Origin of the sequence: Furfurilactobacillus entadae (assembly GCF_045862745.1) — a bacterium.
In the GTDB taxonomy this organism is placed as follows: domain Bacteria; phylum Bacillota; class Bacilli; order Lactobacillales; family Lactobacillaceae; genus Furfurilactobacillus; species Furfurilactobacillus entadae.
In genome coordinates, this window is sequence record NZ_BQXN01000001.1 from 40831 (window position 1) to 53451 (window position 12621).

The window sequence follows — 12621 nt, forward strand, 5'->3', positions numbered from 1 at the left end:
GGTATCTGTTTCACCAGTTGTTTTAATGGGGCTAATGAGAATGGCAAATTCGGATGAGCACCGATTGACCATGTTAAGATTCGCTTACTACAGAGATCTTTAACGATCTCTAAAGAAACCTTATCACCGTCTGAAAGTTTGCCAGCAGTTAAAGTTGAAAAGAAGAATTATTAGTGATTGATTTTTATTTTCCTAGTCATTTACTGCATAGATATAGTGGTGTGTTTTGAATAAGATGACAAGAGCTACATAACGATTTCTGAGAAATTTGGGGTATGAATTATGAGTTTAGATGAAAGTGGAATGACAACTGATCAAAAAATCGACAACCTATTTAAGATTTATAAATCTAAATCGATGGTAGATGGGAGCTATAAAATGGTTTGGGGGTCAAAGATTGACGATTCACTCTTTGTGCAAGAGCGAAACGTTCAAGAGGATAAACAAAACAATGAGAATGTTCATAAATATACTTGAAACATGGTCCTTTTTTTACCACCATTATTGTTAGGATTAACACATGATGGCACTCTTGCGACATACAAAGCAGATGTTCTGATGATAAGTACAGTGGCATTCTTGATATTGTGGTATGCCCTTGAAGAAATTGATCAATGGCTTGCATTAAAGGGATCAAAGTTAACTAAGATTGAAAGGTTAGCAGATGTTATGCATGTTGAAGATGAAAAGAAAATAAAAGAAATGTTCGATAAAGCAGAGCAAAGACATAGATTAGTATCAGGGCTTTTAATACTCTTTACTGTAATTGCGGGTGCTAGCTATTATTTTTTCTCGTTCCATAGCATTTTATTTTCCATGTTTGAAATTCTTGAGATGCTGACATTCTTTTCAACTAGCATAACTTATGCGCCATATGAAAGATGGCGAAGGAAGTACTATGGTAAGGTTTTGCGGACGGAATGATTGGAGCAAAAGAGAGATTTTTGGGTAAAGAGATTCTTCCAAATCATTACCAGTCGTGTCACTAAAAAGTAAAGCCAAGGTTTAACAAATGCATTACACAAAAAAGACGTTGACCCCATATCCCGGTGGTCAACGTCTTTAATTTTGCTCTGTTAATCGCGGTGGGTAAAGCGTGCCCACCAATAGATAGAAATGTAGAAAAACATACTTAAAATGCTGATGATGACACCCAATCGGAAGCCGGGTGCGCGGTAAACCAGGCGAACGTGGTGCTTGCCTGATTGAAGTTTAACGGCGCTCAGGTTACCGGCGACGCGTTGAACGGTGGCATCCTGACCATCAACATAAACGTGCCAGCCCTTGTCATAGGGAATGCTCAAGAAGAGCATTTTCTTATCAGGCTTGATGGTGATTGTACCGGCGAGGTGATCAGGGGTCCAGCCCTTATCCAGATGAAGCGTTGACTGGTGCAGTGTCGTTAATGATTGATAGAAGGACTGATCATCCAGCGTTTGCAGTGCCTTTTCGGGTTGCTTAATGGGTTCACGGCTCAAGACCTGCACGTGAACGGTGTCGCCCTTACTAAAGCTGCCTAGCGACAGTGCTGATTGAGAACGGACAACCACGCGGGTGTGGCGACGCGCATTGTTCACACTGATCTGGGCGTGTTCCACACTCAATTCAGGGAAGTAGGCGTACAGCGTTCCGGTTGCCTGTGGCGTGACCGTCAGATCATACCGATAACGGCTGTTGACCTTTTGACCACGGTGAACGTGTGTCACCTTGACCCGTTTGAAGTAGTGCGTCTTGGTGCCATTAATACCTTGCCATAAGCGCTGCTGATTCGTCAGGGCCGCCGTATCGGCAAACTTCACGTGGGTGACTTGATCATTTGCGGCAAAGCCCAGGGGCAGTGCGGTGGGGTGGTCAATAATCTGGTAATTATTGGCGGTCATCCGCAGTTCATAACGCACAGCCAGCAGGGCGTTAGTGAGGTGGGTACTTCCCTCAGCACTGATCCGGCGGGCGTTTTTACTGTAAAAGCCCAGCTGTTCCAGCATGGTCCGGGTGGACTCATTTAAGGTGGAACTGTACAGGTCAATCCCATAACTATTGAAGAGGAGCAGGTCATTATAGTTATTGTAAGACTCACCGTACGCGTCGTTTAACAGTGAATTTCGGTTATTAACGCGGTAAAAGGCGTGGGCGTCTTTTTGAAGTTTATCAAAGTGGGTTTGTTCGATGTCGTAATTCTTGGCGTACAGGGCTTGATTACCAAGCGCAGCGGGAGCCATGCCAAGAAAGAGGTTGCTTCCTAGTTCGGCAGCGGTCAGCACTGCCAGTCCTGCGATGGCCCAGTAACGTCGTTTGGAACCCGTTTGTCGGAATAAGAGCCAGCAAGCAGCGAGCCCAATAAGCGTCACCAGCCAAAACCACGGACTAATGTAGTACGCCACGTCAGGATCATGTTTAGCAACGAACGGTTGAACGATCAGCGCGGTCACATAGCCGACTGAAATTAGGATGGCGCTAATGCCAAAGGCGCGGTTATTGGTCCGTTTATCCTGAAGGACGTGTGCCTGCCAGGCTTCATAAGCACAGATGAGGGCAACAAAGGTCAAGAAGTACACGTCACGGAATGGAAAGCCGTTTGGGCGTTGAAGCATGTGCCAAATGGTGTCCAGACCGGTGAAAAAGAGGCTGATGACCAAAAAGCTGAGGAGCCAGCCGGTCGTCTTTTTATGGTGTCGACTGATCTTAGGACTGAGGAAGAAGCCGATGACTAAGAGGAGGGCGAAGCTCCCCATGTACAGGCTCGGATCGTGATCCAAGCGGGCGGTGTAGTTGGTCCCATTCATCCCCAATTGAACCAGGGCTTCGAGACCAAACTGGGGGGTGGGGAGAAAGGCCGATAAGGACAAACTTTCCTTACTCGTTTGGAGCATCCCCAGCAACGTCGGAATCAAAATGAAGAGGGTGCTCAAGCCACTTAATGCCGAAACCCCGATAAAACGGTAGATGAGCGGGCGTTGTTGACGACCAGTGGCAAGAAGCGACTGGCCAGTTGGTGCCGCGTCAGCCAACAGATAGACAAAGTAGCAAACCGCAAAGAGACACGTCATGTACCCTAAATAGTAATTGGTCACGATCGTTGCCCACAGTGCAAAAAAGTAAAGGCGGGTTCGGTTTTCTTCCACCAACCGCCGGATCCCGAGCATCACCAGTGGAAGGAGGATAAGGGCGTCCAGCCACATAATGTCGTAGAAATAGGTTGCCACAAACCCGCTAAGGGAAAAGACGAGCCCGAAAAGAAGGTTGGTCCAGTTGGTGTTATGGTAGACCCGTCGGAAATAGTAACTGGTGCTCAGACCGATCGCACCGACCTTGAGCATGATGATAAAGGTCACCGCTAACGGAACTTGTCCGGCTGGGAAAAAGAACAAGAGGAGGTTAAACGGACTTAACATGTAATAGGCAACAAGCGGAAAGGCGTTGTCACCAAGAGACAGGTTAAACGAATAAAAGCTAAACTGCCCGGTGGTAATGGCGTGGCGAAATTGGGTCAACCAAGCAATGTACTGGGTGCCCATGTCACTCACCAATAAACTGCGATTACCAAACGGGGTTAAATGCATGCACGCAAAGGTGATTGCTACAACAACAATGGGACCAAGAAAGGCCAGAAGGTCGTACCAAAAACGGCGGCGGCCGTAACGATTCATGAGGGGTGTCACGTCCTTTCAAAAACGCAATTGATTATTTTTCTTCCTTAACAATGTAAACGGGCCGGTGTTTACTTTCGAGGTACAACCGGCCAATGTACTTACCGACGATTCCTAAACAAAAGAGTTGGAGGCCACCGACCAGTAAAATGATGCAGACGGTTGAGGGCCATCCGGCCGTGTGATCACCGTGGATCAAAGCCCGAACAACGATAAAAATGAGGGCAATGGCGGACGCAAAAAAGGAAAGAAAACCGGTGTAGGAAGCGATGGATAGCGGTGCATCAGAAAAGTCGATAATCCCTTCTAATGAATAGCTAAAGAGTTGGAAGAACGACCAGTGGGTATCACCGGCGACCCGGTCCTGGTTTTCATATTCAATGTACTTGGTGTTGAACCCGACCCAGCTAAAGATTCCCTTTGAGAAGCGGTTGACTTCTGCCATGGATAAAATGGCGTTCACCACCTGCCGGGTCATGAGCCTATAATCCCGCACGCCCTGAACCATTTGCGTTTGCGAGATCTTATTGATCAAGCGGTAAAAGGACCGACTGAAGAACGACCGGATCGGGGGTTCACCCTTGCGGTCCACGCGCCGAGCGCCGACAACGTCGTAACCGTCGTTTAGAATGCCATCCAACATTTGTTCTAGTAGTGATGGGGGATCTTGAAGGTCAACGTCCATTACGGCAACAAATTCTCCGGTGGCGTGTTGAAGACCGGCGTACAGGGCAGCCTCCTTCCCGAAATTACGGGAAAATGAGACGTAATGAACGTGTTCAGGATCTTGGCTTTGCAGGTCTCGTAACACGGCAAGCGTTTTGTCGGAGGAACCGTCATTAATAAACCAGTATTCTGGTTCGTAATCTGGATAGCGTTGGTTGAGTGTTTTGAACACGTCTTGAACAGCGGGGTAGAATAGTGGAATTGTTGGTTCTTCGTTGTAGCACGGAACGATTAGTGAAATGAAGTGTTTACTCACGAAAGAAACTCCTTTTCTTTATTAGTTTAATTAAGTGGTGCTATACGCAAAAATGTAATATCGTCGCACTAGCAATTATAACGAACTCCCGGCAAGAATGACCGGCTTTTGTCGAAAAAGTCACATTGTTCATGAAGCTTCTCATCTTTTTCACGGAATGGAAATGAGACAAGTCAATGTTTAGCAACGGTTGGCATGGACAAGCTAACAAGTTGCCAATAACAAAATGCGGTGAAAACAGTGTGATAAGCCAAAACAAATCACCGACTGAATAATTGATTTCCTGAATTTAAGCAATTAATCAGGGCACAAAAGGGTTGAGCAAAATGCTTTACTTCTGCGGTCAACGGGTTAAACTAAGGGCTCCAATGGTAAAGAACCATTGTACTTTTGTTCGTTGCTTAGCCACGAGTAGAAAAGAGGGTGTCCTCATGAAGCAATATCAAATGCACCGTCAGCAATCAAACAACTGGACGGTTGAAGTGTTCCAAAATCAGCGCTGGTTGCCAGTACTTGAACACGTTGATTACGAGATGGGTCAGACGGCGTTAACACGGTTGACCCAAGAACGGGGGATGTTTTCAGACTATCGACTTCATTATCAAAATGAGTCGACGCGTCAGACACCCCGTGTTGCATCATAATAAGGTAACGTCATGAACGGGGACTGATTTTTAATCAGGCCCTTTTTTGCTTGTCGGACTGACGATTTAACGTTACGATTACGACACGAATAACGTGAGAATAAGGATCAATTGAAATCTGGGGGATATGGCTTCGTGGAAGTAACATGGACAGCAACAGCTTCGGCACCAAGTGTGAAACGCTTTTTGTTAACACGCGGCGTGAGTAAAAACTTGTGGGAACGGCAAAAGCGTCAGGGTGGTCGCCAACTGCTGAATGGGCGACAAACGACCCCTGACCAGGCAGTGAGTGTTGGTGATCAAGTCACGCTGATTGTTGCGGACGAACCGGCGGATGACCGGATTCTTGTCAGTCATGAACCAGTTGAACTGGTGGCGACCACCGCGCATTGGCTGGTGGCAAACAAACCAGCGGGTGTTTCATCAGTTCCGGGGCCAACAAACCAAACGGACACCATGGTCAACCGGATCAAAGGGTGGTTAGTGGCAAATGAGGCAACAAATTTGGTGCCGCACTTACTGACCCGGTTGGATCGTGACACCAGCGGAATCATGCTTGTGGCTCGCGATGGCCTTACACAAGGATTGATGACGCCACAGGTGGAACAACATGCCATGAAGAAGACGTACTTAGCGTTGGTTGCGGGTCAAATGCCCACGAAGCATGACATTATTGACGCACCAATCGGGCGTGTGCCGGACCAGCCAGTTCGCCAGATTGATCCGGCAGGCCAGTCCGCCCAGACGGAATACTGGGTGGAAGAGACGTTTGCGACGGCTAGTTTACTGCGGCTTCAGCTGCATACCGGCCGCACTCACCAGATTCGGGTGCACTTAACGAGCTTGGGGCACCCCTTACTGGGCGATGAATTGTACGAGGGGCCGACTGAGTTAATGAAGCGGCAGGCGTTGCACGCAGCGAGCCTTAGCTTTGTCGATCCATTGACGGGTGAGCAACAAATCGTGACGGCACCGTTGCCAGCAGATTTTGAGGAAACGCTCACACAACTGCGTCAGGCGGAAACGGTGTAAATACCAACATCTCAACGCGATTTCTGGTATAATAGTTTAGATAATTTTGTGATTAATTTGTAGTGAGACGAGGAGTTTTAAATGGTTTCCCAGTTCAAACCAACATGGATGGTTCCGGCAATTTATAATGTGTCGCCAGAGCGGTTACAACAGGCGGGCATCAAGGCGATTTTAACAGACCTTGATAACACGCTGATCGCTTGGAACAATCCCGATGGTACCCCCCAGTTACAACGATGGATCGAAATGATGCACAAAAATGACATTCGGATCGTGGTTGTGTCAAATAACAATGCGTCACGGGTGTCGCGGGCGGTCTCATCCCTGAATTTAGAGTTTGTGTCCCGGTCATTGAAGCCACTAACCCGTGGGATTCGCCAGGCACAACGTCAATTAAACTTAACAAACGATCAAGTTGTCATGGTGGGTGACCAGTTGCTGACTGACGTATGGGCGGCAAATAACGCACACGTCCGCAGTATTCTGGTTAAACCAATCATTGAAACCGACAAGTGGAATACGCGACCGAACCGGTTCTTAGAACAGTTCGTTATTCGGCGGCTCCACAAAGTTTACCCAACCTTAACGTGGCAGGAGGATATAAAATGAGCGAAACGGCACAAGTAAGTGCAGAAGAAACAGAACCACTGTACTGCATTGGATGTGGTGCACAAATTCAAACAACGGATAAGGACGCGGTGGGCTATACGCCACAGTCAGCACTGAAAAAGGGGCTGGAAAATGGTGAGCTGTATTGCCAACGTTGTTTCCGGTTGCGTCATTATAATGAAATTGTTCCAGTGTCCTTAACGGATGACGATTTCCGCCGGTTACTGGCCCAAATTCGTGATGCAGATGCACTGATCGTGTACGTTGTCGACATTTTTGACTTTAACGGTAGCATGATTCCTGGTCTTCACCGGTTTGTAGGGAATAACCCGATTTTGATGGTCGGTAATAAGGAAGACGTGTTACCGCGCTCATTGAAGCGGAGCAAGTTAACTGACTGGTTACGGCAACAAGCCAACGCAAACGGCTTACGGCCCATTGCCACGACCTTACTGAGTGCTAAAAATGGGCGTGACGTCGATGAATTATTGACGATGATCGATAAGTATCGTGGCGACCGTGATGTTTACGTGGTTGGGGTCACCAACGTCGGGAAGTCAACGTTGATCAACCGGATCTTGAAGCAAAACACCGGGGCAGCGGATGTGATCACGACGTCACGGTTCCCAGGGACCACGTTGGACAAGATTGAGATTCCGCTTGGGGAAGACCACGTGTTGGTTGACACACCAGGGATCATTCATCCAGAACAAATGGCCCATTTCTTGAGCGCGGAAGCCTTGAAGTACGTGGCACCGCAAAAGGAAATCAAGCCGCGGGTTTATCAGCTTCAAGCCGCACAAACGATCTTTATGGGTGCCGTGGCACGGTTTGATCTGGTCGCAGCCCAAACGGACAAACGGAGTGTTGGGGTTTCCGCATACTTTGAAAACAACTTAACGCTTCACCGCACGAAGTTAGCAAACGCGGATGCCTTTTATGAAAAGCACGCTGGTGAACTTTTGACACCGCCAACCGCTGATGAATTGGCTGACTTGCCACCACTGACTCGCCATGAATTCCGGACAACGGAAAAAAGTGACCTTGTCATTGAAGGGTTAGGTTGGGTAACGGTGCCAGCTAACGCAACGGTTGCGGGTTGGGCGCCAAAGGGCGTTAACGTCTTATTGCGACGGGCCATGATTTAGGCCGATTAAAGGAGAATGAATTAATGGATTTAAAGGGTAAACAAAAGCACTTCTTGCGCTCACAGGCGCATTCATTACGGCCGTTATTTTCCGTTGGGAAGAACGGTTTAACGGACACCTGGTTGGCACAACTAGCCGGTGCGTTAGAAAAGCGCGAATTGATCAAGGTCAACTTGCTACAAACTGCCGATGCAACGGTGGCAGAAGCGCGTGATTTCATTGAAACGGATAAGCGAATCACGGTCGTTCAGACCATTGGTCACACGCTGGTGCTCTTCATGCCAGCAACAGACCCTGCTGATCAGGATCTGTCGAAGCGAGTGGCCGCGTTAGCGAAGTAATGGTAATTGTTTGGTAGGTAGAGGCAAATAATGATAACAACGACGTTAACTAAACAGGGCCAGCCAGAGGTGCTGACAGAATTAGTGACCGAAATGCCAAAACGACGGGTTGGAATTCTTGGAGGGACGTTTAACCCCCCACATTTGGGCCACTTAATCATTGGCGATCAAGTTGGTAAACAACTGGGATTGGACAAGGTGCTCTTCATGCCAAACGCCCAGCCGCCACACATTGATGAAAAAGCGGCCATTGACCCGTTATTGCGGGCGCGCATGGTTCGTCGGGCCATCTTTGGCAATCCACTGTTTGATCTTGAAACAGCGGAAATTGAACGCGGTGGCAAGAGCTATACGTATGACACCATTGTTGACATGAAACGGCGCCACCCAAACACGGATTACTACTTCATTATTGGTGGCGACGAGGTGGCTTACCTGCCGAAATGGTACCGGATCGATGACCTCGTCAAGCTGGTGACGTTTGTGGGCGTGGGTCGCAATGGCTTTCAAAAGGCTACGCCGTATCCCGTCATTTGGGTCGACGTTCCGACGCTGGCAATTAGCAGTTCAATGATCCGCGACAAGGTCAAACGCGGTCAGTCGATTCGTTATTTAGTTCCTGAAGCTGTCGAAGCATACATTAAGGAGCATCAGTTATATCATGAATGAAAACTTACATTATCAACAACACATTTATAATGGAACCCGGGCAGAGCTTATCGAAGCTGTTCACGCCAAGCTGAATGAATCACGGTTTGATCACGTCATGCGCGTGGAACAGACGGCGTTAGCATTAGCAGAGGTCAACGGGGTTGATTTGGAGAAGGCCAGCATTGCAGGGCTCGTCCATGATTACGCGAAGCAACGAACTGACGACGCCTTTGTTGCGATGATCAAGAAGCACCACATGGATCCTGACCTCCTGAACTGGGGGAACGCCATCTGGCACGGGGTCGTCGGCGCCGAATTTGTTCGTGATGAACTGGGGATCTACGATGAGGAGATCCTCAATGCGGTTCGTCAGCACACCACGGGGGCGGTTGAGATGGCTCCGTTGGCGCAAGTCACGTACATGGCTGATTACTTGGAGCCAGCTCGGCATTTTGACGGTGTGGAAGAAGCCCGCCAAGTGACGGCTAAGGATCTAGCAGCCGGGGTTGCCTACCAAACCGAGCACACGCTGACCTACCTGATCGAAAAACACGCACCAATTTATCCGGCAACCATCGCAACGTATAATTACTGGGTTGCCAACAAAAAGATGAAGTATAACTACTAAAAAGTGAAACGAGGAATGATTGTGGATAGCAAACAAATGTTAGAAATTGCCGTTAAGGCAGGGGATGCAAAGCGGGCCGAAGATATTGAGGCCTTAGACGTCCAAGAAGTTAGTTTGATGGCAGATTACTTTGTCATGATGAACGGTGGCTCAAAGCGGCAGGTTCAGGCCATCGTGACGGCTGTTGAGGATGCCGAAGAAGAAGCCGGCGTAACGGTTCGACGGATCGAAGGAAAGGCAGAAGGGACGTGGGTTCTGTTGGACTTTGGTGACATCATCGTGCATGTCTTCCAGGAAGAACAACGACACTTCTACAACCTTGAAAAGCTCTGGTCAGACGCACCACTGGTTGATCTGAACGATTGGTTGGGCGAAACAGCATGATTTATGACCAGTTCGCAGCCTTTTATGACGAACTGTTTGATCCAGCCATGTATGATTCATGGCTGGATTTTGTGCGTCGTCAGGGGGTTAGTAAGGACGCCCAGATTCTGGATCTGGCTTGTGGCACTGGTCGACTTGCAGTCAAGCTCGTTTCAGCCGGGTACCACGTAACGGGGCTTGATCTCGCACCAGAAATGCTTACATTAGCGGTTCGGTGGGCTGAACAGGCACACGTTGAATTACCACTCATCGAGGGTGACATGCTGGCGATTGGGGATTTGCCACAGTATGACATGATTACATGTTTTGACGACTCGTTGTGCTACCTGAAGGATGAAACCCAGATGCTCACGGCTTTTCAGGAAGCGCATGCCCACCTAACGTCCACGGGACGGTACCTTTTTGACGTTATCACCCCGTATCAGACGGATGTTGTGTACCCCGGGTATATGTATAATTTTCATGATGAAGACCGGGCCTTTATGTGGAGTAGTTATGAAGGCGATGAACCGCACCAAGCGGAACATGACCTGAATTTCTTCATTTGGAATGAACAAAAACAGGCGTACGATCAGCACTCCGAGCTTCATGTGGAACGGACGTATCCGGTTGAAACGTACCAACGGCTATTGCAGGAAGCCGGTTTTTCAAACGTAACGGTTACCGCTGATTTCGGGACCGCTGCGCCTACGGCAGAAACGACTCGGTGGTTCTTTAGCTGTCAGGCATAACTTTTGAGGAGGGCGACATGCGCGTTGTTGGTGTGGTTACGGAGTACAATCCGTTTCATAATGGGCACCGGTACCACCTAGAGCAGGCCCGCTCACTGACACATGCGGATGTGGTGGTGGCCGTCATGAGTGGTAACTTTGTTCAACGAGGGGAAGCTGCGTTGTTGGATAAGTGGCACCGGGCAAATGAGGCACTCCACAATGGCGCTGACGTCGTGGTGGAGCTCCCGTTTCACTGGGCGGTCCAACCAGCCCATTTGTTCGCAGAAGGCGCGCTACGCTTGCTTAGCGCCCTTCAAGCACAGACGATGGTGTTTGGTGCTGAACATCCAGAAACAGACTTTACGGCGCTTGCCCAGGTTCAGATTGACGACGCGGCGGCGTTTAAGACGTTTGATCAAACGTATGCCACGCAGTTTACCAGCCAGTTGGCGGAAAAGACCGGCTTTTTACTGGATCAACCGAATGACATTCTGAGTTACGGGTATGCGGTGGCTAATGCAAACCTTGACCACCCGCTGACCTTGCAGCCACTAAAACGGCAGGGCCAGGGGTATCACGATGAGGATTTAACGACCGCCACCACTGCGTTTGCCAGTGCAACGGCCTTGCGGACGGCCCTGTTCAACCAGAAATCACAAGCTGAGCTTGCCCCCTATGTGCCGGCCACAACACTGGCAGACTTAACGGCAGCTGATGTGACACCGCAAGCAGGGTGGTCAGCGGCCATGTGGCAGTTGCTCCGTCACACGTTACTCATGACGCCGATCGAAGAGTTGGGGCAGATCTATCAGATGGCCGAGGGGCTGGAGTACCGGATGAAAGAAGCTGCTGAACGTCACCAGACGTACAGTGACCTCATGGATGCCATTAAGACAAAACGCTATACGTACTCACGCCTTCAACGGGTTTGTTTGTACACCTTATTACACGCCACGGCGGCCGAAATGACGCCACCGCAGGCTGATTATCTGCGCCTGCTTGGTTTTACCCCAACAGGGCAGGCCTTTTTAAACCAGTATAAAAAGCAGTTCACGTTACCAGTGGTGAACCGCTTTGACCAAAAATTAAAGCACGCAACACTGAATCTTGATTACCGGGCGGGCATGTTATACGAAATGCTCACGGGAGTCCCGCAGGACTTTCGTCACGACCCATTACGTGTAAACCCTTGATGGCGTAAGTATTTTAGCTGTCAAGGATTTAACGTTGACATTAACTGATGGCGCCGGTATAATGGATTTCGTTGCATTAGGAGGTTTATCGATGAAATGGTCGCTCAAGGAATTAGATAAGTATCGGAATGAGCCGCTTCAAATCGACGAAACTTTGGATGTGAAGGTCGACATGATGGATCGTTTTGACGATCGTGTCATTGATATCGACCCGGTCAAGGTCGTCGGAAGCATCACGGTGGACCGTGATGACGTTCTGCTAGACGTTCATGTTTCTGGCCAGATGGTAGTCCCATCCAGCCGGTCACTTGAACCCGCAGCGTTTCCGTTTGACTTCGACATGAATGAAATTTACATCACTGAGGATAGTCACTTTGATCGTTATGAAGAGAATGAGACAGTTTTACTGTTAGAAACTCAGACGATTGATTTGAACGAGGGTGTGATTGATAACATCATTGCTCAGATTCCAATGCAAATTCTGACTGATGCGGAACGTAATGGTGAGGACCTACCAACCGGGAACGGCTGGTCAGTGATCTCAGAAGACGATTACAAAGCCGATCAGGAAGAAAATCAACCAATTGATCCACGTCTTGCTAAGTTAAAGGGATTGTTCCCTGATCAGGATCAAGACCGTCATTAAGCT

15 protein-coding genes are annotated in these 12621 nt (G+C 48.7%); 13 read left to right on the forward strand and 2 right to left on the reverse strand.

Going from position 1 to position 12621, the window contains the following annotated elements; all coding sequences use genetic code 11:
• Positions 1–282: 282 nt before the first annotated feature.
• Positions 283–477: a hypothetical protein gene (locus ACKTR5_RS00260; protein WP_407878203.1), complete on the forward strand. Its 195-nt coding sequence runs from the start codon at positions 283–285 to the stop codon at positions 475–477.
• Between the two features lie 81 nt (positions 478–558).
• A complete protein-coding gene (locus ACKTR5_RS00265) occupies positions 559–924 on the forward strand; it encodes a hypothetical protein (RefSeq protein WP_407878204.1) in 366 nt (121 codons plus the stop codon).
• A gap of 152 nt (positions 925–1076) precedes the next feature.
• Here ACKTR5_RS00265 and ACKTR5_RS00270 read toward each other — a convergent pair whose 3' ends face one another.
• Together ACKTR5_RS00270 and ACKTR5_RS00275 are read right to left on the reverse strand one after the other, a co-directional pair.
• A complete protein-coding gene (locus ACKTR5_RS00270; RefSeq protein ID WP_407878205.1) occupies positions 1077–3647 on the reverse strand; it encodes a YfhO family protein in 2571 nt (856 codons plus the stop codon).
• Between the two features lie 34 nt (positions 3648–3681).
• Positions 3682–4629 (reverse strand): glycosyltransferase family 2 protein, encoded by a 948-nt coding sequence (locus tag ACKTR5_RS00275; RefSeq protein WP_407878206.1) that lies wholly within the window; start codon positions 4627–4629, stop codon positions 3682–3684.
• 431 nt (positions 4630–5060) lie between these two features.
• Here ACKTR5_RS00275 and ACKTR5_RS00280 point away from each other — a divergent pair, with 431 nt between their 5' ends.
• The 11 genes from ACKTR5_RS00280 to ACKTR5_RS00330 all read left to right on the forward strand — a co-directional run bounded on the left by ACKTR5_RS00280 (position 5061) and on the right by ACKTR5_RS00330 (position 12618).
• Positions 5061–5273 (forward strand): hypothetical protein, encoded by a 213-nt coding sequence (locus tag ACKTR5_RS00280; RefSeq protein ID WP_407878208.1) that lies wholly within the window; start codon positions 5061–5063, stop codon positions 5271–5273.
• 135 nt (positions 5274–5408) lie between these two features.
• Positions 5409–6305 (forward strand): RluA family pseudouridine synthase, encoded by an 897-nt coding sequence (locus tag ACKTR5_RS00285; protein WP_407878209.1) that lies wholly within the window; start codon positions 5409–5411, stop codon positions 6303–6305.
• Positions 6306–6386: 81 nt separating this feature from the next.
• Positions 6387–6914 (forward strand): YqeG family HAD IIIA-type phosphatase, encoded by a 528-nt coding sequence (locus ACKTR5_RS00290; RefSeq protein ID WP_407878211.1) that lies wholly within the window; start codon positions 6387–6389, stop codon positions 6912–6914.
• Positions 6911–8062 (forward strand): ribosome biogenesis GTPase YqeH, encoded by a 1152-nt coding sequence (yqeH, locus tag ACKTR5_RS00295; RefSeq protein ID WP_407878213.1) that lies wholly within the window; start codon positions 6911–6913, stop codon positions 8060–8062. The genes ACKTR5_RS00290 and yqeH overlap by 4 nt, the downstream gene beginning before the upstream one ends.
• A gap of 23 nt (positions 8063–8085) precedes the next feature.
• Positions 8086–8403, forward strand: a complete 318-nt coding sequence (yhbY, locus tag ACKTR5_RS00300; protein WP_407878215.1) for a ribosome assembly RNA-binding protein YhbY — start codon at positions 8086–8088, stop codon at positions 8401–8403.
• 30 nt (positions 8404–8433) lie between these two features.
• On the forward strand, positions 8434–9072 hold the full coding sequence (locus ACKTR5_RS00305; RefSeq protein WP_407878216.1) for a nicotinate-nucleotide adenylyltransferase: 639 nt from the start codon (positions 8434–8436) through the stop codon (positions 9070–9072).
• Complete coding sequence (yqeK, locus tag ACKTR5_RS00310; protein ID WP_407878218.1) at positions 9065–9682, forward strand: bis(5'-nucleosyl)-tetraphosphatase (symmetrical) YqeK; 618 nt, start codon at positions 9065–9067, stop codon at positions 9680–9682. Before ACKTR5_RS00305 ends, yqeK begins: the two co-directional genes overlap by 8 nt.
• An 18-nt stretch (positions 9683–9700) precedes the next feature.
• Complete coding sequence (gene rsfS / locus ACKTR5_RS00315; protein ID WP_407878477.1) at positions 9701–10066, forward strand: ribosome silencing factor; 366 nt, start codon at positions 9701–9703, stop codon at positions 10064–10066.
• Entirely contained in the window at positions 10063–10797 is a 735-nt protein-coding gene (locus ACKTR5_RS00320) for a class I SAM-dependent DNA methyltransferase (RefSeq protein ID WP_407878219.1), read from the forward strand. Before rsfS ends, ACKTR5_RS00320 begins: the two co-directional genes overlap by 4 nt.
• A 17-nt stretch (positions 10798–10814) precedes the next feature.
• Positions 10815–11972, forward strand: a complete 1158-nt coding sequence (locus tag ACKTR5_RS00325; RefSeq protein WP_407878221.1) for a nucleotidyltransferase — start codon at positions 10815–10817, stop codon at positions 11970–11972.
• Between the two features lie 91 nt (positions 11973–12063).
• Entirely contained in the window at positions 12064–12618 is a 555-nt protein-coding gene (locus tag ACKTR5_RS00330; RefSeq protein WP_407878222.1) for a YceD family protein, read from the forward strand.
• Positions 12619–12621 lie beyond the last annotated feature (3 nt).